The 22,759-nt window shown below is 69.8% G+C and carries 16 protein-coding genes; 9 read left to right on the top strand and 7 right to left on the bottom strand.

What is annotated here, in order from left to right; genetic code table 11:
• The first annotated feature begins 58 nt into the window (after nt 1-58).
• Entirely contained in the window at nt 59-520 is a 462-nt protein-coding gene (locus tag AW271_RS09410; RefSeq protein ID WP_062334974.1) for a GyrI-like domain-containing protein, read from the top strand.
• Here the strand turns inward: AW271_RS09410 and AW271_RS09405 are convergent.
• Both AW271_RS09405 and AW271_RS09400 read right to left on the bottom strand, forming a co-directional pair.
• The gene (locus AW271_RS09405; RefSeq protein WP_062334972.1) at nt 502-1,161 is read right to left on the bottom strand and encodes a nitroreductase family protein; all 660 of its coding nucleotides are present in this window, start codon (nt 1,159-1,161) and stop codon (nt 502-504) included. The two genes, AW271_RS09410 and AW271_RS09405, sit on opposite strands and share 19 nt — an antisense overlap.
• On the bottom strand, nt 1,161-2,267 hold the full coding sequence (locus AW271_RS09400) for a CaiB/BaiF CoA transferase family protein (protein ID WP_062334970.1): 1,107 nt from the start codon (nt 2,265-2,267) through the stop codon (nt 1,161-1,163). Before AW271_RS09400 ends, AW271_RS09405 begins: the two co-directional genes overlap by 1 nt.
• Nucleotides 2,268-2,352: 85 nt before the next feature.
• On the opposite strand from AW271_RS09400, the gene AW271_RS09395 reads away from it, so the two are divergent.
• The 3 genes from AW271_RS09395 to AW271_RS09385 all read left to right on the top strand — a co-directional run bounded on the left by AW271_RS09395 (nt 2,353) and on the right by AW271_RS09385 (nt 6,088).
• Nucleotides 2,353-3,336, top strand: coding sequence for a 2-hydroxyacid dehydrogenase (locus tag AW271_RS09395; protein WP_062334968.1), 984 nt, complete (start codon nt 2,353-2,355; stop codon nt 3,334-3,336).
• Nucleotides 3,337-3,471: 135 nt separating this feature from the next.
• Entirely contained in the window at nt 3,472-4,821 is a 1,350-nt protein-coding gene (locus tag AW271_RS09390; protein WP_439648965.1) for an FAD-binding oxidoreductase, read from the top strand.
• 7 nt (nt 4,822-4,828) lie between these two features.
• The gene (locus tag AW271_RS09385; protein ID WP_062334966.1) at nt 4,829-6,088 is read left to right on the top strand and encodes an SAM-dependent methyltransferase; all 1,260 of its coding nucleotides are present in this window, start codon (nt 4,829-4,831) and stop codon (nt 6,086-6,088) included.
• 55 nt (nt 6,089-6,143) lie between these two features.
• Here AW271_RS09385 and AW271_RS39575 read toward each other — a convergent pair whose 3' ends face one another.
• The gene (locus AW271_RS39575; protein WP_169806301.1) at nt 6,144-8,696 is read right to left on the bottom strand and encodes a PQQ-dependent sugar dehydrogenase; all 2,553 of its coding nucleotides are present in this window, start codon (nt 8,694-8,696) and stop codon (nt 6,144-6,146) included.
• 132 nt (nt 8,697-8,828) lie between these two features.
• Nucleotides 8,829-10,352: a long-chain-fatty-acid--CoA ligase gene (locus tag AW271_RS09370; RefSeq protein ID WP_062334957.1), complete on the bottom strand. Its 1,524-nt coding sequence runs from the start codon at nt 10,350-10,352 to the stop codon at nt 8,829-8,831.
• Between the two features lie 152 nt (nt 10,353-10,504).
• Here AW271_RS09370 and AW271_RS09365 point away from each other — a divergent pair, with 152 nt between their 5' ends.
• Both AW271_RS09365 and AW271_RS09360 read left to right on the top strand, forming a co-directional pair.
• Nucleotides 10,505-12,046, top strand: a complete 1,542-nt coding sequence (locus AW271_RS09365) for a GMC family oxidoreductase (protein ID WP_062334954.1) — start codon at nt 10,505-10,507, stop codon at nt 12,044-12,046.
• A gap of 42 nt (nt 12,047-12,088) precedes the next feature.
• Entirely contained in the window at nt 12,089-13,345 is a 1,257-nt protein-coding gene (locus AW271_RS09360; RefSeq protein WP_062334951.1) for a cytochrome P450, read from the top strand.
• Here the strand turns inward: AW271_RS09360 and AW271_RS09355 are convergent.
• The gene (locus tag AW271_RS09355; RefSeq protein ID WP_157553992.1) at nt 13,342-15,117 is read right to left on the bottom strand and encodes a hypothetical protein; all 1,776 of its coding nucleotides are present in this window, start codon (nt 15,115-15,117) and stop codon (nt 13,342-13,344) included. The two genes, AW271_RS09360 and AW271_RS09355, sit on opposite strands and share 4 nt — an antisense overlap.
• Before the next feature lie 452 nt (nt 15,118-15,569).
• Between AW271_RS09355 and leuS the strand changes: the two genes are divergently transcribed.
• From leuS to AW271_RS09340, 3 genes are all read left to right on the top strand, one after another.
• Nucleotides 15,570-18,023, top strand: a complete 2,454-nt coding sequence (gene leuS, locus AW271_RS09350; RefSeq protein WP_062334945.1) for a leucine--tRNA ligase — start codon at nt 15,570-15,572, stop codon at nt 18,021-18,023.
• A gap of 128 nt (nt 18,024-18,151) precedes the next feature.
• Nucleotides 18,152-19,780 (top strand): cellulase family glycosylhydrolase, encoded by a 1,629-nt coding sequence (locus AW271_RS09345; protein ID WP_218007998.1) that lies wholly within the window; start codon nt 18,152-18,154, stop codon nt 19,778-19,780.
• Nucleotides 19,781-19,927: 147 nt separating this feature from the next.
• Nucleotides 19,928-20,932 (top strand): hypothetical protein, encoded by a 1,005-nt coding sequence (locus AW271_RS09340; RefSeq protein ID WP_062334943.1) that lies wholly within the window; start codon nt 19,928-19,930, stop codon nt 20,930-20,932.
• Here the strand turns inward: AW271_RS09340 and AW271_RS09335 are convergent.
• Complete coding sequence (locus tag AW271_RS09335; protein ID WP_062334941.1) at nt 20,904-21,506, bottom strand: DUF6461 domain-containing protein; 603 nt, start codon at nt 21,504-21,506, stop codon at nt 20,904-20,906. The two genes, AW271_RS09340 and AW271_RS09335, sit on opposite strands and share 29 nt — an antisense overlap.
• Nucleotides 21,503-22,606 (bottom strand): MalY/PatB family protein, encoded by a 1,104-nt coding sequence (locus tag AW271_RS09330; RefSeq protein WP_062334939.1) that lies wholly within the window; start codon nt 22,604-22,606, stop codon nt 21,503-21,505. The genes AW271_RS09335 and AW271_RS09330 overlap by 4 nt, the downstream gene beginning before the upstream one ends.
• Between the last annotated feature and the right edge of the window lie 153 nt (nt 22,607-22,759).

Genomic DNA, 22,759 nt, shown 5'->3' with positions numbered 1-22,759 from the left:
GTAGTTCGAGGCGTTCCGTAGTATTGCGGCTGATCACCATTCGTCGAGGGGAACGATCTTGATCATTGCCGACAGGCCTGAGCTGCTCGTCGTGGGTTACGCCATCCGCACCACCAACGAGGCCGAGGCCGACCCGGAGCGCGCCGCGCTTCCGGGGTTGTGGCAGCGCGCCGGTGCCCCGGGCGCCTTCGCCCACGTGCCGGGACGCGTCGACGAGAACATCTACGCCGTGCTGACCGACTACGAGAGCGACCACACCGGGGCATATACCCAGGTTATCGGCATAGCCGTCCATACCGCCGCGCGGTTGCCCGAGGGCATGGTCGCGGTGCGGGCGCCGGGGGTGCCCAGCCTCCATCTGGAGGTACGCGGCCCGCTGCCCCAGACCCTGATCGAGGCCTGGCAGTTCCTCTGGCAGCACCCCGACCGCCGCGCCTTCACCACCGACCTGGAGGTCCACCACCAGGCCGGCGTCGACCTCTACGTCGCGGCCCGGCCCACCTACTCCGAGGCCGGGTAGCCCCACAGGGGCTCGTCGGCCTCGAAGCCGACCGGCTCGCCCCACTGGTTGCGATAGCTCACCTCGTGGACCGGACGCCGGGGGGCCACGCCCCACCTGCCCGTCGGGTAGCCGAAGGTGACCGTGCAGGCGAGTTCCCAGCCCTTCCCCTCGGGCACGCCGAGGATCTTCATCGCCTCCGCGCCGTGGAACAGGCCCATGACCGTGGTGAGGGCGGTGCCGACGCCGTGGCCGCGGGCCGCGAGCTGGGCGTTCCAGACCGACGGGAAGATCGAGCCGCCGCTGGGGTCGTTGCGGGTGAAGGCGAACAGCAGCAGCGGATACTCCGCGAAGTGGTCGGCCAGGTGCTGCGACGACTTCATGACGTTCAGCGAGCGCTGGTCGCCGGCGGCCTCGGCGATCTCGCGCTGGCGCTTGTAGTGGCCGTCGTAGAGGCGGGCCAGCGCGTCCTGGTAGAGGGGCGCCAGCTGCTCTTTGACCTGCGGGTCGTCGACCAGCAGGAAGCGCCAGCCCTGCGCGTTGCCGCCGCTGGGGGCGCGCACGGCGGCGTCCATGATCTGCTTCTGGACGTCGAGGGGGATGGGGTCGGGCTTGACCCGGCGCATCGCGCGGGTCGTGTAGAGGGCCTCCAGCAGGTCCATCAGGCCAGTACTCCTTGGGCTCGCAGGCGGGTCGCCGTCTCTTCGGGCAGGCCCCACGCGGTCAGGTCGTCGAGGCGGGTGGCGGGGGCGAGGTCGCCGGTGGCGGCGCCCAGCAGGCGCGGCGCGGGGGCCGCCTGCGTCACGCCGCCGACCTCGACGAAGGTGCCGCGCGCGGCGTTGTGGGGGTGGCCGGGCGCCTCGGCCAGGTCGAGCACGGGCGCCACGCACGCGTCGGAGTCGGCGAAGACCGCCTCCCACTCGGCGCGGGTGCGCGTCTTGAACGCCTCGGTGAGCCGGGCGCGCAGCGCGGGCCAGTCGTTCTGGTCGGGCGGGTCGGTCAGCTCCAGGCCGCGGACCAGTTCGGCGTAGAACTGGGGTTCCAGGGCGCCGACGGCCAGGTACTTCCCGTCTTCGGTCTCGTACGTGTCGTACATCGGGGCCCCGCCGTCGAGCAGGTTGGTGCCCCTCGGGCCCCAGAAGCCCGACCGGGTCAGCGAGTAGAACATCGAGAACAGCACCGCCGCGCCGTCGACCATCGCGGCGTCGACCACCCGGCCCCGGCCGGTGCGCTCGCGTTCGAGCAGGGCGAGCAGGATGCCGTACGCGAGCATCAGCCCCCCGCCCGCGAAGTCGGCCAGAAGGTTGATCGGCGGCGTGGGCCTCTCGCCGGCCCGGCCCAGTTGCGAGAGCACGCCGGAGATCGCGAGGTAGTCGATGTCGTGCCCGGCGCGCGGGGCCAGCGGGCCGTCCTGCCCCCAGCCGGTGAGCCGCCCGTAGACCAGGCGCTCGTTGACGGCGTGCAGGTCGGCGGGGCCGATGCCGAGGCGTTCGGCCACGCCGGGGCGGAAGACCTCGATCACCGCGTCGGCGTGCCGGGCCAGGTCGAGGAAGGCCGCCACGCCGTCGGGCGACTTCAGGTCGAGCCCGATCGTGCGTTTGCCCCGGTCCATGACGTCGCGCCGGGGTTGGTCGGTCACCGCCGCGACCCGGTCGACGCGCAACACCGAGGCGCCGTGGTCGGCCAGCATCATCCCGGCGAACGGGCCCGGGGCGAGCCCGGCGAGTTCGAGCACGCGGATCCCGGCCAGCGGGCCGCCCGTGTCCATGGTCACGAAGCTCAGTAGAACAACATTCGGCAACGACTCGCAACCCGGTCGTGGCGTGTCGGACGCGGCATGGCAGGCTGAGCGCATGACCGACTTAGGGCGTCCCTGGCGGTTGCTGGCGCTGCCGCCGCTGCCCGCCGACGCGGTTCGCGGGCTCCTGTCCGGTCTGGGCGACCGGATCGACGTCGTCACCCCCGAGACCCGGGATCGGGCCGCCGTGCTCGACCTGCTCCCCGAGACCGAGATCGTCGTCGGCGACTGGAGTTCCCAGCTCGTCCTCGACGCCGAGGCGGTGGCCCGCGCGCCGAAGCTGGCGTTCGTCCAGCAGCCCGCCGTCGGGGTCGACGGGCACGACCTCGGCGCCCTGGCCGACGCCGGGGTGCCGCTGGCCAACACGGCCGGGGTGAACGCCATCGCGGTCGCCGAATGGTGTGTCGCGGCGGCGTTCGCGCTGGTCCGGCGGCTGGCCCAGGGCGACGCCGCGGTCCGGGCGGGCGAGTGGCCGCAGCTCACCCTCCAGCCGAGGGAGCTCTCGTCGTGCAAGGTCGGCCTGGTCGGGTTCGGCCCGATAGGGGCCGCGTGCGCCCGGATGTTCGGGGCGATGGGCTGCGAGGTGGCCTACTGGTCGCGTTCGGCCAAGCAGGACACCTACGGCGCGGTCTACGAGGACCTCGACCGGCTGGTCGCCGGCAGCGACATCGTGGTGATCGTCGTCGCGCTGGCCGACGCGACGCGCGGCCTGTTCGACGCCAACCGGCTGGCGATGATGAAGCCCGGCTCGTTCCTGGTCAACGCGGCCCGGGGCGGGATCGTCGACGAGAAGGCGCTGATCGAGGCGGGCCACCTCGCCGGGGTGGCGCTCGACGTGTTCACGACCGAGCCGCTGCCGCCCGACGACCCGCTGCGGTCGGACGAGCGGATCCTGTTGTCGCCGCACGCCGCCGGGGTGACCCCGCAGTCGACGACCCGGCTGGTCCAGTGTGTGGTCGGGAACCTCGCGGCGGCGGTCGGCGGGGCGCCCGTCATCAACGTGGTGAACGGGGTGAATCCCGTCGTAAAACGCCGTTGACCAGCTGTGGACAGTTTCCCGGGGCTTAACGTGTCGAGTCTGGTATGCGGGGGTTTAGGGGGATATGGTGCGCTTGGGAAGATCTCTATCACGACTACACATGGGGGTGGCGTCATGCCCGAGCGCATGACCAGTATGACCACCCATAGGAGAGCGGTCGAGCAGATTCGCGACTCCTACGCGGCGATTCCCGACGGCTCGGCCCCGCGCCTGGCCAAAGCCACCACGAACCTCTTCCGTTTCCGCGAGCCGGCGGGCGGCGCCAAGCTCTCGGCGCGCGACCTCGACCAGGTCATCCACGTCGATCCGGAGACGATGACCGCCGAGGTCCAGGGCATGACGACGTACGAGAACCTCGTCGACGCCACCCTGCCCCACGGCCTGATGCCCTACGTGGTGCCGCAGCTCAAGACGATCACGCTCGGGGGAGCGGTCACCGGACTCGGCATCGAGTCCACGAGCTTCAAGGACGGCCTGCCCCACGAATCCGTGGAGGAACTGGAGATCCTCACGGGTGACGGGCGCATCCTCGTCGCCCGCGCGGACAACGAGTACGCCGACCTCTTCAACGCCTTCCCGAACTCCTACGGGACGCTCGGCTACGCCCTGCGCATCAAGATCAGGCTGGCGCCGGTCAAGCCGTACGTGAAACTCACGCACCTGCGCTTCACCGACGCGGCCAAGTGCATGCTGGCCATGCAGGAGATCTGCGAGCGGATGGAGCACGAGGGCGAGAAGGTCGACTTCGTCGACGGCACCTACCACTCGCGCGACGAGATGTACGTCACCGTCGGCACCTTCGCCGACCGGGCGCCCTACGCCTCCGACTACACCGGCATGCGCATCTACTGGCAGTCGATGCGCAGCCGCAGCCGCGACTGGCTGACCGTCCGCGACTACCTCTGGCGCTGGGACACCGACTGGTTCTGGTGCTCCCGCGCGTTCGGCGTCCAGCAGCCGCTGGTACGTTCCCTGATGCCGAAGCGCTGGATGCGGTCCGACGTCTACCGCAAGCTCGTCGGGCTCGACCAGCGGCACGGCATCACCGCCCGAATCGACCGCTGGCGGGGCAACCCCCCGCAGGAGTCGGTGATCCAGGACATCGAGGTGCCGATCGATCGCGGCGCCGAGTTCCTGGACTTCTATGTCAACCACGTCGGGATGACCCCCGTGTGGATGTGCCCGCTCAGGGCGACGCGCGACTGGTCCCTCTATCCGCTGGAGACCGGTCGCCTCTACGTGAACTTCGGATTCTGGGGCATGGTGGCCCTGCCCCGGGGCCAGCAGGACGGCTACTACAACCGTGCGATCGAGCAGGCCGTCCACCAGCTCGAAGGACACAAATCCCTCTACTCGTCGTCCTACTACGAGCGCGAGGAGTTCTGGGAGTTCTACAACGGGGAGGCCTACTGGCCGGTCAAGCGGGCGTACGACCCCGGAGGTCGGCTCCTTGACCTGTATGAGAAGTGTGTACGGGGAAGGTGATGCACGCATGACACTCGCCGAGATCTTCGAGAAGGTCGTCGGCACGGGAGCCGGCATCGAGTTCCACGCCTACGACGGGAGCAAGGCGGGCCCGTCGATGGCCGACGTCCGGATCGAGGTGAAGTCGCCCATCGCGGTGGCCTACCTCGCGCAGGCCCCCGGCGAAATGGGGCTGGCCAGGGCATACGTCTCCGGGCACCTCGACGTGCACGGCGACATGTACACCCTGCTCGACCGGATGTGGTCGCTGACGATCAACGACCTGCCGCTCGCCGAGAAGGTCGCCGCCATCCGGGCCCTCGGGCCCAAACCGCTGCTCATGCGGGTGCCGCTGCCCCCGCAGGAGGTGCGGAAGTCGGCGATGGCCAAACTCGGCAGCCGGCACGCCAAACAGCGTGACGCCGAGGCCATCCACCACCACTACGACGTGTCCAACACGTTCTACGAATGGGTGCTCGGCCCCTCGATGGCGTACACCTGCGCGGTCTACCCGCAGCAGGACAGTTCGCTGGAGGAGGCCCAGTTCGCCAAGTTCGACCTGGTCGCCAAGAAGCTCGACCTGAAGCCCGGCATGCGGCTGCTCGACGTGGGCTGCGGCTGGGGCAGCATGGTCCGCCACGCGGCCAAGGAGTACGGAGTGAAGGCGCTCGGCGTGACGCTGTCGAAGCAGCAGGCCGAGTGGGCGCAGAAGGCCATCGCGGAAGAAGGCCTCGGAGACCTCGCTGAGGTGCGATTCTCCGACTACCGCGACGTTCCGGAAGGCGACTTCGATGTGGTCAGCTCCATCGGTCTCACGGAGCACATCGGCGCCAACCAGCTGAAGAGCTACTTCTCCTTCCTGTACGACAAACTCAAGCCGGGCGGCAGGCTGCTCAACCACTGCATCACCCGCCCGTCCGGAAAAGAACGCTCCATCAACCGCACCGGCTTCATCAACCGCTACGTCTTCCCCGACGGGGAACTCGAGTCGGTCGGCACGCTGGTCCGCGAGATGGAGGACCTCGGGTACGAGATCCGCCACGAGGAGAACCTGCGCGAGCACTACGCGCTGACCCTCCGCGACTGGTGCAGGAACCTCGACGACCACTGGGACGAGGCCGTGGCCGAGGTCGGCCAGGGCACCGCCCGCGTGTGGCGTCTGTACATGGCCGGCTGCATCGTCGGCTTCGAGCGCAACAAGGTCCAGCTCCACCAGGTGCTCGGCGTCAAGCTCGGCGACGACCGTAAGTCCGGTGTCGCGCTCCGGCCCTCGCTCGACTGGCCCTGACCGTGCAAGAAGAAGACCCCCGGGCTTCGCGGCCCGGGGGTCTTCTTCCTTTCTCCTACGAGTTCAGGTTCACCTTGACGATGCGGTCGGCGCCGTCGGGCTGGCCGCCGTTGTCGTCGGCGTTGCTGGTGGTGATCCAGATCGCCTGCTCGTCGGGCACCCGTTCGACCGCGCGCAGGCGGCCGTAGGCGTCGGCGTAGTAGGGGACAGGGTCGCCCGCCTCGGTGCCGGTGAGCGGGATCGCGTAGAGCCGCTTGCCGCGCAGCGCCGCCATGTAGACGACGTCGTCGACGATCGCGATGCCGCTCGGCGACGCCTCGGCCGTCGACCAGGTCTTCTTCGGGTCGGTCATGCCGGGCTCGTCACACGGGCCCTCGCAGGCCGGCCAGCCGTAGTTCTTGCCCGGCTCGATCAGGTTGAGCTCGTCGGTCGTGCTCGCGCCCAGTTCGGCCGACCACAGACGGCCCGCGGAGTCCCAGGCCAGGCCCTGCGCGTTGCGGTGACCGAGCGAGTAGACGCGGGACCCGTCCGGGTTGCCCTCGGCCGCCTCGCCGGTCTTGGTGATGCGCAGGATCTTGCCGTTCAGCGAGTTCGGGTCCTGCGACAGGCTGGTCTCCTGCGCGTCTCCGGTGGAGACGTAGAGGAAGCCGTCGGGGCCGAACTTCAGCCGGCCGCCGTTGTGGTAGGTGCTCTTCCTGATCCCGGTCAGGATCGGCGTGTACGCCGAGAGGGTCGTCCCGTCGTACTGCATCTTCGCGACGCGGTTGCCGTCGGACGAGGAGTGCATGAAGAACACGTCCTTGTCGCCGTCGCCGTTCCACCCCGGCGAGAAGGCCACACCCATCAGGCCGCCTTCACCACCGGTCCCGACCGACTCCGGCACCGTGCCGGCCTCGGTCTTGGCGCCCTCCTTGGTCACCCGGAAGACCTTGAAGCTGTCCCGCTCGGTGACCAGCGCGACGTCACCCGCGGGCGACCAGGCGACGTCCCAGGGGACGGTCCACTGCTCGGATACGACCTCGGGCGTCCCGGGCACGCCACCCCCGCCACCGGGAGCGGTGGGCGTGGGCGTCGGCGTGGGCTCCACAGTGGGCGTCGGCTCCACAGTGGGCGTCGGCTCAACGGTGGGCGTCGGCTCAACGGTGGGCGTCGGCTCAACGGTGGGCGTCGGCTCAACGGTGGGCGTCGGCTCAACGGTGGGCGTCGGCTCAACGGTGGGGGTCGGGTCCACGGGCGGTGTCTCGGCCGGAGGGGTGGGCTCGGGCGTCGGAGTCGCAGGAGGGGTCTCGGCCGGGGGAGTGGTGCAGGTCGGCGTCGGCGTCGGGGTGACGGTCGGCGTCGGCGTCGGCGTCTCGGAAACGGTCGGAATGCCGGTGGGCGTCTCGTTCGGCGGCACTGTCGGCGTCTCGGTCGGCGTCTCGCTCGGTGTCACGGACGGGGCCGGTTCCGGTGTGGTGAACGTCGTCGCGGTCTCGGTCACCGGGGGCTCCACCGGGACGGTGGGACACGGCGGCGGCGGAGTGCAGGTCGGCGTCGCGGTCGGCGTGACCGTCACGGTCGGCGTCGGCTCCGGCGAACCCGAAGGCCCGCTCGACGGGGTCGGCGTCGGGATGTCCGGCGTCGGGACAGGGGTGGTGCCCTCCGGCAGGCCCGACGGGATCGGCTCGGGGGCCGGAAGCGGCGCGGTGGTCTCCGGGAAGCCGGGCACCGTGTCGATGGGCTGGATGACCTCCAGGTCGCACGGCGGCGGCGGGGTGCAGGTCACGGTCGGCGTGGGCTCCGGGGCCGGCGGCAGCGGGCCCGTGGTCGCCTCGGTCTGCGTGCGCGCGGCCACATCCGCCAGGGTGGTGGGCGTCTCGGAGGGCGTCACGGATGGGGTCGCCGAAGGCGATTCCGATGGGATCGCGGTCGGCGTCTCCGACGGGGGCGCCGGTGGCGTGGGGTCCGGGCTCCAGGTCGGGCACGGTTCCGGGACGACGCAGCCGTCGCCGGGCGGGCTGGGCTCCGGCGCGGGAGGCGGCGTCTCACCACCCGGCTCCATCGGGCCGACGCACGGGGTCGGCGTGGGCTCCGGGGTGGGTTCCGGCGTGGGCGCGGCCGTGGGCGGCGTTGGGACCGGGTAGAGGGTGATGCTGTCGAGGTGGGGGTTGCCCCGCCTCGTGGTGGCGACGATCCGGATCGACGACTCGCCCTCGGGCAGGTCGACCGCCAGGGCGAGGGTGCGCCACCAGCGGGACGGCCGGAACTTCACGTCCTCGGCGACGACCTCGTCGTTCACGACGAAGTCGGCCTGGAGGGTCCGGCTGGTCAGATAGCGGACGTGGATGTGGTTGTCGCCCGCTTTCAGCGGGGTGACCGTCCACTCGACGAAGTTGCCGCGGCGGTCGGCGCCGTTGACGTAACCACGCCCGCTGTAGCCCCAGACGCGTTTCTGGACCACGCCCCGGGATATGGCGGCCGTCTCGGCTTCGTACCGGATTCCCTTCACATACGGTGTCGTGCGTTTGGCGGGTGTACTGGTGCTGGCCGTGGACACGGGCACCATCACCGATCCGGTGATGAGTGCGCCGGTCACGAGCAGCAGTAACGAACCGGTGAGCGCGCGCATGGAGTTGTCTCTCCCCGACATCGACTACGGCGGCACGCGCGCCTCCCTACCCGCTTCGCCACAGCGGAATCATCCAAAATCCGGCATTAAACGGCCGCGCCGGAACGGAACCGGCGCGGCCTCCGCTGCGTCTCAGCGCAGCTCACGCTTGAGGATCTTGCCCGTCGCGGTCATCGGGAGCGCGTCGCGGAACTCGACGACGCGCGGGTACTTGTACTGCGCCATCATCTCCTTGCCCCACTCCACCAGGGCTTCCTCGGTGACGGTCGCCTCGGGCTTGAGGATGACGTACGCCTTGATCTCCTCGCCGTGCGACTCGTGGGCGACGCCGACGACGGCGGCCAGCGAAACGGCCTCGTGGGTCATCAGCACCTCCTCGATCTCGCGCGGATAGACGTTGAACCCGCCGCGGATGATCATGTCCTTGGCGCGGTCGACGATGAAGTAGTAGCCGTCCTCGTCGCGGGTGGCGATGTCGCCGGTGCGGAACCAGCCGTCGTTCATCACCTCGGCGGTCGCTTCGGGCCGGTTGTAGTAGCCCTTCATGATGTTGTGGCCGCGGATCGCGATCTCGCCGATCTCCTCGGCGGTGTTCCAGGCGGCGTCGACGAGCTTCATCTCGACGCCCCAGATCGGGGTGCCGATCGAGCCGGCCTTCGTCACCCTGCCCGGCTGGTTGAACGAGGCGACGGGGGAGGTCTCCGACAGGCCGTACCCCTCGAGGATCGGCACCGAGAAGGTGGTCTCGAAGTCCTTCAGCACCTCGACCGGCAGCGCCGCGCCGCCCGAGACGGCGGTCTTCAGCGTGGTGGGCACCTGCCCGCCACCGGCGTGGACGGTCGTCAGCAGCGCCCAGTACATGGTGGGCACCCCGGCGAACAGGGTGACGCCCTCGGCGTTCATCAGCCGCAGCGCCTCGACCGGCTCGAACCGGGGCAGCAGCACCAGCGTGGCCCGCCGCCGGAAGCCGCCGTTCATGACGACGGTCTGGCCGAACGAGTGGAACAGCGGCAGCGTCGCCAGGTAGACGTCCTCACCCGCCGAGGGGAACATCGTGTCGGACACCATGGCGTTGAGCAGCATGTTCTGGTGGCTGAGCTCGGCGCCCTTGGGCTGCCCGGTGGTGCCGCTCGTGTAGAGGATGACCGCGGTGTCCGACGGGTCGGTCTGCACCGGCTCGAACTCGCCGCTCATCCCGCCGAGGGCGGCCCAGAGCGTCTCGCCGAACTCCGACTCGGTGGCCAGCGGCGTCGCCGGCAGCACGAAGAACATCTCGGCGCCGGACGCCTCGAACCCGGCCCTGCCGCGCTCGCCGAGGGGCAACTCGGGGGTGCCCTCGAAGCAGAAGAACGCCTTGGCCTGCGAGTCGTCGAGGTGGTAGGCGATCTCGCGGCCCTGCAGCAGCACGTTCAGCGGGACGACCGTCGCGCCCGCCTTCAGGATGCCGAAGTAGACGAAAGGGAAGTAGGGCGAGTTCGGGCACGCGAGGGCGACCTTGTCACCCCGCCCGACGCCGCGCGACACCAGCAGGTTGGCCACCTGGTTGGCCACGGTGTTGACGAACGAGTAGGACAACCGCAGATCACCGAAGACGACGGCGGTGCGGTCGGGCGCCTCGCGGGCGCTGTCCTCCAGCACGATCGACAGGTTGAGCATGGCCCACTCCTTGTTTGGGGGCAGATTCCCGGCGCGAGCCGCAGCCGGCCTTCGGCCGTCCGCGTCTCGCTTTTGGGGGATCGACATACCTACCGGTACGTAGGTCACCTTAAAACCTGGACGGGCCGGAATGGGAGGAGTAAGTACGAGGGATGGAGTTCGACTATGTCATCGTCGGAGCGGGTTCGGCCGGTTGTGTGCTGGCCGCCCGGTTGTCGGAGCACGCGTCGGTCACCGTCGCCCTGATCGAGGCCGGCGGCAGCGACCGCAAGCTGGAGGTCCGCATGCCGGCGGCCTTCAGCAAACTGTTCGGCACCAGCTACGACTGGAACTTCACCACCGCGGCCCAGCCGGGCCTGGCGGGCCGCGAGATCTACTGGCCGAGGGGCCGCATGCTCGGCGGCAGCTCGTCGATGAACGCCATGATGTGGCTGCGCGGCAACCCGCTCGACTACGACCAGTGGGACCTGCCGGGCTGGTCGTACGACGAGGTCGAACCCTACTTCCGCCGGGCCGAGCACCGCGTCGGCTCCAACGCCGGCGGCGTCTACGGCACCAGCGGCCCGATCCACGTGTCGGAGCTGCGCTCGCCCAACGAGGCGACCGGCGCGTTCCTGAAGGCGTGCGCCGAACTCGGCATGACACGGCTCGACGAGCTCAACGGCGGCGCCACCGAGGGCTACGGCCCGACCCCCGTCACCCAGGACCGGGGACACCGCTGGAGCTGCGCCGACGCCTACCTCCGCCCGGCCCTGTCGCGCGGCAACCTCACCGTGCTGACCGCCGCGCACGTGCACCGGATCGTGGTCGAGGACGGCCGCGCGGTCGCGGTCGAATACGGCTCGGGGGAGCGGGTCGCCGCCCGCAAAGAGGTGATCCTGTCGGCGGGCGCGGTCGGCTCGCCGCACCTGCTGATGCTGTCGGGCATCGGCGACCCCGACGTGCTGGCCCGCAACGACGTGACGCTGGTGCACGCCTCGCCGAACGTCGGCGCCAACCTGATGGACCACCTGGCCACCGGCGCCTACTTCCGCTGCCCGAAGCCCATCACGATGAGCGGCGCCGAGACGGTGCCGAACCTGCTCAGCTACCTGGTCGGCCGCAAGGGCATGCTGACCTCGAACGTGGCCGAGGCGGTCGCCTTCATCAGGACCTCCGACGCCGAACCGGCGCCCGACGTCGAGCTCATCTTCGCGCCGGCCGTGTTCGTCGACCACGGCCGCACCCCACCCGCCGGGCACGGCCTGACGGTCGCGGCGGTGCTGCTCCAGCCGGAGTCGCGGGGCCGGGTGACGCTCGACGGCCGCGACCCGGTCATCGACCCCGGCTATCTGACCGCGCCCGCCGACCTGTGCCGGCTCGTCGACGGGCTCAAGGCGTGCCTGCGCGTCGGCGCCGCCGAGGCGTTAGGGCCCTATGTCGACGGGACGATCGAGCCGTACACCGATCCGAAGACCGACGACGAGATGGCCCAGTGGGTGCGCGACAAGTCGGAGACGCTCTACCACCCGGCCGGGACCTGCCGGATGGGCGCCGACGAGGAGTCGGTCGTCGACCCGGAACTGCGGGTGCGCGGCGTCGAGGGGCTGCGGGTGGTCGACGCGTCGGTCATGCCGACGCTGAACCGCGGCCACACCCACGCCCCCGTTGTCATGATCGCCGAGCGCGCGGCAGAGTTGATATGGCAGCATTGATACCGAATACCATTCTGGTTTTCCTCCCCCGGAGGCTCCATCATGACGATGCCGCCGATCGCCTCGGCCGCCGATGTCGACCTGTCCGACTGGGAGTTCTGGAAGCGGCCGATGGCCGACCGGGAACACTCCTTCCAGTTGCTGCGCGACCTCGACAAACCCGCCTTCTACGAGGAGCCGCAGGTCTCCTTCGCCAGCCAGGGCATGGGCTACCACGCGCTGGTGAAGCACGCGGACATCCTGGAGGCCAGCCGCACCCCCGAGGTCTTCTGCTCGGGTGACGGCGGCGCGACCAACATCGTGGACATGCCGCCGGAGTTCGTCGAGTACTTCGGCTCGATGATCAGCATGGACGACCCCCGGCACGCCCGCCTGCGCCGCATCGTCTCCCGGGCCTTCACGCCCAAGATGATCAAGCAGTTCGAGGACGACGTGGCGCTCGCCGCCACCAAGATCGTCGACGACCTGCTGGAGAAGGGCCCCGGCTGCGACTTCGTCGAGGAGGTCGCCGCCCGGCTGCCCCTGAAGATCATCTGCGACATGATGGGCATCCCGGAGAAGGACTACCGGTTCGTCTTCGACCGCTCGAACATGATCCTCGGCGCGCAGGACCCCGAATACGTCGGCGACATCGAGGCGGTCGGCACCGCGCTGCTCACCGCCGGCCTCGAACTGCAGCAGATGGTCGGCGAACTGGCCGCCCACCGGGAGCAGAACCCCACCAACGACCTCATCTCGTCGCTGGTCAACGCCAACATCGACGGTGAGCGCCTCACGCTGCAGGAGCTCGGCTCGTTCTTCATCCTGCTCGTGGTGGCCGGCAACGAGACCACCAGGAACGCCATCTCGTACGGCCTGCGCCTGCTGACGACCAACCCCGACCAGAAGGCGCGCTGGCTCACCGACGTCGACGGCCTCGCGCCCGGCGCGGTCGAGGAGATCGTGCGGCTGGCCAGCCCGGTCAACTACATGCGCCGCAAGGTCACCCGCGACCACGTGATGAACGGCAACGAGTACAAGAAGGGCGAGAAGGTCGTCCTCTACTACTGGTCGGCCAACCGCGACGCCGCCGTCTTCGACGACCCGCTGCGCTTCGACATCGGCCGCAACCCCAACCCGCACGTCGGGTTCGGCGGCCCCGGGCCCCACTTCTGCCTCGGGGCCCACCTGGCCCGCCGCGAGATCACCGTCATGTTCCGGGAACTGCTCACCCGGGTGCCCGCCATCGAGGGCGGCTCACCCGAGCGGCTGTTCTCCAGCTTCATCAACGGGACCAAGCACATGACCTGCGAGTTCTAGGACTTCTTGATCGAGTCGAGGATCGTGTTGACGTCGGGCAGCAGGTCGTCGCGCAGATCCGGAACCTGCATGTAGACGATCGACGGGACCTCGGCGCCGGTGTTGACCGCGGCCACCACGACCAGGGTCCCGCCGCCGTCGTCGGTCACCTTGTAGGCGGCGGCCTGGCCGAGCCCGTCGGGCAGCTTCTGCGCGCCGACCTTCGAGACCTTGTTGGGCCTCGGGAAGATCGTCTGCCGCGCCTTGAAGACCACGCCGTTCAGCACCGGCCGCATGTCGGTCGGCGACTTGTACTGCGAGGCCAGGTCGGCGGGCAGCTTGCCCGTCATGACCGTCGCGAACCACGGCTTGCCCTTGGAGGTGAGCCCGGCGCTGACGAACTGGCGGGTCGAGTAGCCGTAGGTCGACATGACCGTCTGGGTGTCGGCGTCGGTCTTCCACTGGCCGCCGAGCTGCGAGACCGAGATCCCGGCGGTCTCGTCGGTGACGGTCCCCTTGACGGCCGACTTCTCGCCGTCGTACTCGGGGATGCCACCCGACGCCGCGGCCGCCGCCGGCTTGGTGGCCGACGGCTTGGCGGAGGGCTTGGCCGCCGGCGCGGCGGTGGTCTCGGCGGCCGAGCTGAGCGGCCCGGCCAGGAACGCCCACAGCAGCGCCACGATCAGCGCGACCAGCACCGAGCCGACGAGCGCGAACAACCAGACCGGCTTGCCCTTCTCGTCGTCGTCATCGTCGGTCGTGTGCTGACCGTCGCCCCACACGGTCTCCCACAGCTCCTGCTGCCGGGCCGCCGGGGGCGTCTTCGGGCCGCTGATCTGGCCCGCCGTGACGAACGGCTTGTAGGGGTCGTCGCCGGGGAGCTGCTGCACCAGGTGCTCGCCCGTGGTGGGGCCGCCGTACCCGTGCTGCGGCTGTTGCGGCTGCTGCGGGGCCGCCGGCTGGTTCATCGGCGGGTTCATCGGCGGGTTCATCGGCGGGGCCGGCTGCGGGGGCGCGGGCTGGCCGGGCGGGCCCATCGTGACCGTGCGGTCGGTGGCGGGCGCGGCCTGGGCCTGGGCGGGCGGGAACGGCTGCTGGTCCATCGGCGGCTGGGGCACACGCGGGTCGAACGGGCCGCGCGGGGTGCCGAACGTGGTGGCCGGCTCCTGGTAGGAGAACGGCTGCTGCTGCTGTTGCGGCGCGGGCTCGACCGGGCGGGGCGGGAACGACGGGTTACGGTCGTCGGCGCGCGGGAAGACGTTGGGCGCCGAGGCCCAGGGCCCCTCCTCCGGAGGGAGCTCGGGGAAGCCGGGACCGGTGTTCGCGCGGGCGGGCTGCCGTGCGGGCTGCTGCGGCTCGGGGAAGCCCGGCGGGTTCATCGGAGGGGGGAACACCGGCCCGCTGCCGGCCCGGACGGGCGGGAACTCCTGGGCCTGAGCGGCGCCGAAGGCGGGGTAGTCGTCGGCCGGGCCGAACGGGCTCACCGGGGGCGGCGGCGGAGGCGGCACCGGGAACGGCGGGTGCTCCTGGAACGGGGCCTGGGGGATCGGCGGGCTCTGCGGGCCGGTCTGGTGGTCGGACCGGGGCTCGTGCCGCGCGGCGACCGGGCTGGGCGGGAACGACCCGCCGGGCGAGGGGCCGGGGCCGCCGAAGGGGCCGGGTTCAGGCCGGCCGTGGGGTGCGGCGACCGGATTCGGCGGGTACGAGGCGGCGGGCGGCGGCACCTCGGGCCAGGCTGGCGGGACTTCCGGCCAGGCCGGGCCGCGCCGTGGATCGCTGTGCTCCGAGGGCATGGAACCTCCCGAGATCATGCCCGAATTAGACGTGCTTGGCATGATCTCATGCGGGCTGGGGGGCGGCGCAGCCAAACTGGAGAAGAGCCCCCTGAACGATTCGCCCGTGGGGTCGGTCGGCGGATCCTGCATCGGAAGGTCCGCCTGCGGGAAGTCCGGGCCATGCCTCGGGTCGACAGGGTTCACGAGATGAGGGTAAACGAAAGGGACAACCGAGGTCACAATGGATCTATCACCATCCGATATCACCACTTTACTCTCGGTGTAAGATCCTCGCCTATTCGTCTAAGCCCCTTGCGTTCTGCGCTACCCTTGGCCTATGCGTGCCGCGAACCTGCTTCTTACCGGGCCGCGTCGAGCGAGCTGACAGCAGCCTCGACGCGGCCGCCCCTCGTGCTTCACGCCGGGGGGTTTTCTTATGGGCAGGTGTCGATGAACTCAGGAGATCATACGTGGACGAGCAGGTATACGACCCCCAGGCGATCCAGGCCAAGTGGCAGCCCCGCTGGGAGGAGCTGAAGCCCTTCGCCGTCGTGGAGGACGACGCCGACCCTCGGCCGCGCCGCTACATGCTCGACATGTTCCCCTACCCCTCCGGTGACCTGCACATGGGCCACGCCGAGGTGTTCGCCATCGGCGACGTGGTGGCCCGCTACTGGTTCCTGAAGGGCTACAACGTCCTGCACCCGATCGGGTGGGACTCCTTCGGCCTGCCCGCCGAGAACGCGGCCATCAAGCGCAACGCCCACCCGGCCGAGTGGACGTACGGCAACATCGACACGCAGGCCGCCAGCTTCCAGCGCTACGCGATCTCCTTCGACTGGACCCGCCGCCTGCACACCAGCGACGCCGAGTACTACAAGTGGAACCAGTGGCTGTTCACCCGCTTCTTCGAGCGCGGCCTGGCCTACCGCAAGGGCGGCCTGGTCAACTGGTGCCCCAACGACCAGACGGTGCTGGCCAACGAGCAGGTCGTCGCGGGCAGGTGCGAGCGCTGCGGCGCCGACGTCGTGCGCCGCGAGCTGACCCAGTGGTACTTCAAGATCACTGACTACGCCGACCGCCTGGTCGACGACATGGCCCGCCTGGAGGGCGGCTGGCCCGACCGTGTGCTGACCATGCAGCGCAACTGGATCGGCCGCAGCACCGGCGCCGACGTCGACTTCGAGATCGAGGGCCGCAAGGACCCGGTCACCGTCTACACGACCCGCCCCGACACCCTGTACGGCGCGACCTTCTTCGTCGTCGCCGCCGACGCCCCGCTGGCCGCCGAGATCGTCACCGAGGAGCGGCGGGCGGCCCTGGAGGCCTACCGCGCCGAGGTCGCCAAGCTGTCGGACATCGAGCGCATGTCGACCGAGAAGGAGAAGACCGGCGTCTTCCTGGGCGTGCACGCCATCAACCCGGTCAACGGCGAGCGCATCCCGGTCTGGGCCGCCGACTACGTGCTGGCCGACTACGGGCACGGCGCGATCATGGCCGTGCCGGCCCACGACCAGCGCGACCTCGACTTCGCGCTGAAGTTCGATCTGCCGGTGAAGGTGGTCGTGCACACCGGCATGGCCGACCCGGGCGAGACCGGCAAGGCGACGCCCGGCGAGGGCAAGCTGGTCAACTCCGGCCCGCTCGACGGCCTGAGCAAGGCCGAGGGCATCGAGAAGATCATCGAGATCCTGGCCGAGCGCGGCACCGGCAAGGCGACGGTCAACTTCCGCCTGCGCGACTGGCTGCTGTCCCGCCAGCGGTTCTGGGGCACCCCGATCCCGATCATCCACTGCGGCGCCTGCGGCGAGGTCCCCGTACCGGATGAGGACCTGCCGGTCGTGCTGCCCGACCTGCGCGGCGAGGCCCTGGCGCCCAAGGGCGTCTCGCCGCTGGCCTCGGCCACCGACTGGGTCAACGTGCCGTGCCCCGCGTGCGGCGGCCCCGCCAAGCGCGACACCGACACGATGGACACCTTCGTCGACAGCTCGTGGTACTTCCTGCGCTACCTGGACCCGAAGTTCGACGACGGCCCCTTCGACCTGGCCAAGGCCGAGAAGTGGGGCCCCATCGACCAGTACGTCGGCGGCGTCGAGCACGCGGTGCTGCACCTGCTGTACAGCCGGTTCTTCACCAAGGTCCTCTACGACATGGGCATGATCACCTGGGACGAGCCGTTCCTGCGGCTGCTGAACCAGGGTCAGGTCATCAACGGCGGCAAGGCGATGTCCAAGACGCTGGGCAACGGCGTCGACCTGGGCGTGCAGATCGACAACTTCGGCGTCGACGCGGTCCGGCTGACCATGGTGTTCGCCGGTCCGCCGGAGGACGACATCGACTGGGCCGACGTCTCGCCGGCCGCGTCGCTGAAGTTCCTGGCCCGCGCGCTGCGCGTGATGACCGACGCGTCCGGCGCCGGGACCGACGTCGCCGCCGGTGACCCGGAGCTGCGCAAGGTCGTCCACCGGACCATCGACGAGGTCACCAAGCTGGTCGAGACCCACCGCTTCAACGTGGCGGTCGCCCGCCTGATGGAGCTGACCTCGGCCACGCGCAAGGCGATCGACTCGGGCCCCGGGGCCGCCGACCCAGCCGTGCGCGAGGCGGCCGAGGCGCTGGCGGTCATGCTGTCGATCGTGGCGCCGTACACGGCGGAGGAAGGCTGGGAGCGGCTGGGCCACCAGCCGTCGGTCGCCCGTGCCACGTGGCCGGTCGCCGACCCGGCGCTGCTGGTGCGGGAGTCGGTGACCGCGGTCGTCCAGGTGGCCGGCAAGGTGCGCGACCGCCTGGAAGTTTCACCGGACATTTCGGACACCGATCTGGAGGTGCTGGCCCTGAGCTCCGAGAAGGTCAAGGCCCACCTCGACGGGGCCCCCCGCAAGGTCATCGTGCGGGCCCCCAAGCTGGTCAACATCGTGCCGTAGGAGCAGCATTGACGCCCGAGCCGATATCTCGAACATCGTCGGGCGTGCGGTCCGGGCATGCCTCGGTGAGGCATGCCTGAACCCGTTCCGGCTCGACGGCCAGGCGTGCCCCCGCTTTGGAGGCACCTTTGTCCAGAATCACCGCCTGGTTGGCGGGGATCACGCTGATCGCCGGATTACTCGTGGCGATCGGCACCCCCGCCAACGCGGCCGGCACGGGCACCGGCTACCTGCGGACCAACGGCAACAAGATCGTCGACAGCACGGGCGCGACGGTCCGCCTGACCGGCATCAACTGGTTCGGCATGGAGACCGACAACAAGACCTTCCACGGCCTGTGGGCCAGCGTCACGTGGCGCTCCCAGCTCGACCACATGGCCCAGCTCGGCTACAACACCCTGCGCATCCCGTTCTCGAACGACGCGCTCAAGCCCGGCGCCGTCGCGACCGGCATCAACGACTTCACCAACCCCGACCTCGTCGGCCTGTCACCGCTGCAGATCCTCGACAAGGTCATCGAGTACGCCGGCTCGAAGGGCATGCGCGTCATCCTCGACCGCCACCGCCCGACCAGCGCCGGCCAGTCGGCCCTCTGGTACACGTCCACGGTCTCGGAGGCGACCTGGATCGCCGACTGGCGCATGCTCGCCCAGCGGTACGCCGGCAACACCACCGTCATCGGCGCCGACCTGCACAACGAACCCCACGCCGACGGCACCAACCCCAACGCCACCGGCGCCTGCTGGGGCTGCGGCGTCGATACCCGCGACTGGCGGCTGGCCGCCGAACGCGCGGGGAACGCCATCCTCGCCGTCCAGCCCAACTGGCTGATCTTCGTCGAGGGCGTCTCGTGCCCGTCGGGCGGCCTGTCGAACGTGTGGGACAACGACACGTCCAACGACGAGGACTGCGGATGGTGGGGCGGCAACCTCTCCAAGGCCGGACAGTTCCCGGTTCGGCTCAACGTGGCCAACCGGCTCGTGTACTCGCCGCATGAGTACGCGACGTCCGTCTACAACCAGTCGTGGTTCTCCGACCCGACCTACCCCGCCAACATGCCGGCCATCTGGGACCGGTACTGGGGCTACCTGTACAAGCAGAACATCGCGCCCATCATGATGGGCGAGTTCGGCACGACGATGACGTCGAACGTCGACCGGATCTGGTTGACGGAGCTGATGAAGTACACGGGCACGGGCGTGAACGGGATGTCGTTCACGTACTGGTCGTGGAACCCGAACTCGGGTGACACGGGCGGGATCGTCCTGGACGACTGGGTGACGGTCCAGACGGCCAAGCAGAACATCCTGAGCCCCTACCTGATCGCCCCGGTGCCGCCGGGCACGACGCCGTCGCCCTCCCCGTCGCCGTCGGGCTCGCCCAGCCCGTCGCCCTCGCCGTCCCCCTCGCCTTCACCTTCACCTTCTCCTTCGCCCTCCCCGTCGCCGTCGCCGTCTCCTGGTGGGTGTGTGGCGACGTACCGGATCATCAACCAGTACCCGGGCGGGTTCCAGGGTGAGGTGACCGTGCGGCCGTCGTCGGCGGCGATCAGCCGGTGGACGGTGCGGTGGAACTTCGCCAACGGGCAGACGATCACCCAGTTGTGGAGTGGTCAGCACACCGTCTCCGGTGCCCAGGTGACGGTGAACAACCTGAACTACAACGGTTCGATCGCGGCCAACGGGTCGACGACGTTCGGCTTCAACGGAACCTGGAACGGCGCCAACGCGGTGCCGTCACCGATCACCTGCAGCTGACGAGGTGACCGCTGACCGGCCGTTTCCCGCGGCCGGTCAGCGGGATAACCCGTTGGCCGCCTTCGGGGTGCGCTGGGATCGTTGAGGTATGGGCCGAAAGACCCCGCAGGAGAACCCCCGACGTCCCGCTCGGCGAAATCCGGACCGATGAGCGGGCTTGATTTCTTCGCCGACCTGGTGACGACCGGAACCGTGCTGGGCCTGGACCACACGAGCACGCCGGCGGAGGTGGAGGAGGTCTTCGGGGAGGGGCCCGCGCTCGACCGGCCGAAGGACATGATCCACAGTTTCGGCCTGATCGAGTTCGGGTGGTGGCGTCGACGGAGCCGCGACCCGTGGCAGTGCGTCTATTTCGGCCCTCAGGCCCACCGCCTGCCCCACCTCGTCGAACACGGCGACGTCGAACCGGCGCTGACCGGGAGATACGGCGCTTTCCCCACCCGGCTGAACTTCGCCGATCTCCGCGCGGTCGTGGAGGCGCGAGGGTTCACGTTGACCGAGGACGTTCCGATCAACGAGGGCACCGCGGAGTACTGGGAGCCGACCGCGCGGATGGGCATCCTGGTCCAGCTCGACCCGGAGGTGTGGGACGAACCACCCGGCACCGTCCTCAAGATCCTCGGACCGACGAGACGCAACGTCTACCTGCGGTTCCAAGGCCGCGACCAGGAGTTCGCCGATCACGCCCGGCACCTGCTCACCCGCGACGAAACGCAGATCGCAGCCTGGCTCGACCGGCGCGAATCCGTCGCGGACCAGGACTGGTGGAGCCACCTCCGCCGAACGGTCGCCCACCACCCCGCGGATGACCCGGACTGGTTCCGGCTCCGCCTCACCCTCGACCGCCAGGCGGCCGAACGCGGCCTCGACGCCCCCGACCTCGCCGCCGTCACCCTGATCGCCGCGCTGGTGGAAAGAGCCGAAACCGAGGGGATGGACGAGGCCGTGACCCGCTGGCTGGCCGCGAGCCCTTCTCTGGACGAGGCCCGTGGCCTGGCCGGCCGCTCCCCGGACGAGATCCGGCTCGCCCGGAGGCTGAGAAGCCAGATCCACGTCGTGCGGTCGGCCCTGCCCCTGCTGAAGTCGGCCGACCTGGCGGAGGAGGTGAGAGCGTGGGACGAACTCAAACCCGCGCTGCTCGGCGCATGCTGATGAAACAGGGGTGTTCGGCCCGCAGCCATTCGGCGGTGAGGCGGAACCCGGTCAGCCGTTCGGCGATGTGCAGCGCGTGCGCGGCCCAGGCGCCGGGCTCGACGTCGCCGCCCAGTGACGACAGCTCCCCGGCGACCTCTTCGAGGGAGATCGGCCCTTCGACCGAGGGCTCGCCGATCCGGCGAACGACCACCAGCGCCTCTCCGTCGGAGGCATAGCTGAAGGTGTGGAATTCGTGCGGATGGAATTGCAACGAGAAAGCCGTTCCCTTTCTCGACAGTTCCAGCAGCGTGCCCGTCATGGCGCCGCCGTCCGCGCAGGGCTCGATGCAGACCAGCCACGGACCGGCCCGGTCGAGCAGGATCTCGCTGCCGGAGTCGCCGCGCAGCTGGAAATGCTTGAAGGCCGCGGAATGGCAGTCTTCGAAGGAAAGGGAGAGCTCGGATTCGGGCTCGCCGCCGAGAACGTCGAGGGCGGTCTCGGGCTCGAGGCCGGAGATCCAGGTGATGGTGCCCCAGTGGGACGACGGCCATTCGTCCGCGAGAAGCCCGAGATAGTGAGAAACGTCGGTCACCCTCGTATTCTGTCGAGAATCTCCTCCAGAATGGGCCCCGACGTGCCGAAATTAAGCCTGATCCAGCTGTCGGACGCGCCGTAGATCGACCCCGGCGCGACCTTCACCCGGGCTTCTCGTTCCAGAAAGGCAGCGGCGTCCGGAATGCCGGTATCGATCCAGGCCAGATAAGTCGCCTCCGGCACCCGGTAACTCCACCCGGCCGGCAACCGCTGAGCCAGCGTCTTGCGATTACGGTCGAGCACGGCCACGACCCCGTCGAGCCAGGCGTCACACTCCCGCCAGGCCGCCACCGTGGCCGCGACCCCGAGCACACTCGGCTGCCCGTAGAGAGCCGGCGGCCGCGTGGCCAGCGCCTCCCGGGCCCGCGCCGAGCCGACGTGCGCGATGGCGCAGTGCAGCCCGCCCATGTTGAAGGCCTTGCTGGCCGAAGTGATCGTCACCGTGCGCTTAGGACGGAGCAGCCCGAAGGGGATGTGCTCGTGCGGCGCGAACACGAGATCGCAGTGGATCTCGTCGGAGATGACCGTGAGATCGTGCCGATCGGCGTATTCGGCGATCTCCTCCAGCTCTGTACGGGTGAAGCACCGCCCCGTCGGATTGTGCGGATTGACCAGCAACAGCACCCGCGCGCCCCGCGGGTCGGCCGGCAGTTCCGCCCGCCAGCTCTCCCCGTCGGGGACCAGCGGAATCGGGACCGGGGGCCGGTTCATCGCCTCCAGCGTCATCAGGAAGGCGTTGTAGGTCGGCGTATGGGTGAGCACCCCCTCACCCGGTTCGGTGAGCACGTCGAGCAGGGCCTGGAGGGACTGGTTGAGATCGGTGAACGTCCTGACGTGGACGGGATCGGGATGGAAGCCGTAACGGGCGGCCATCCGCTCGGCGAACACCTCGGGCAGCGGGAGGCCCGGCTGCTCCCAGGGCCAGTCGGGGTAGCCCATGTCGGTGGTGACCCGGTGCATGATCGCGTCCCGGATGGGGCCGGCGACGGGGAAGTCCATGTCGGCCACCCAGGCGGGGATGACGTCACCCTCGGCCTGAGTCCACTTGGTCCCGTCACGTTTCCGGGCCTGCTCCACCGTCAACTGATCAAAGTCCACGCAAACAGCGTATGACGGGACATCCCGCCCTGCATCGGCATTTACCTCCCCTAGACCGCCCGCGGAACCGCGCCGCGTTCCGGTAAGGAGCGCTTGGCACACCTATCGGGCCTGGAGCGGCCGAAGAGCGCCAGTGGAAGCGCGGGACGGTCC

The sequence above is a fragment of the Herbidospora sakaeratensis genome (genome assembly GCF_001570525.1).
Taxonomy (GTDB): Bacteria; Actinomycetota; Actinomycetes; order Streptosporangiales; family Streptosporangiaceae; genus Herbidospora; species Herbidospora sakaeratensis.
The sequence above is the reverse complement of the archived record's forward strand: the minus strand, read 5'-3'. Positions and strand labels throughout refer to the sequence as shown.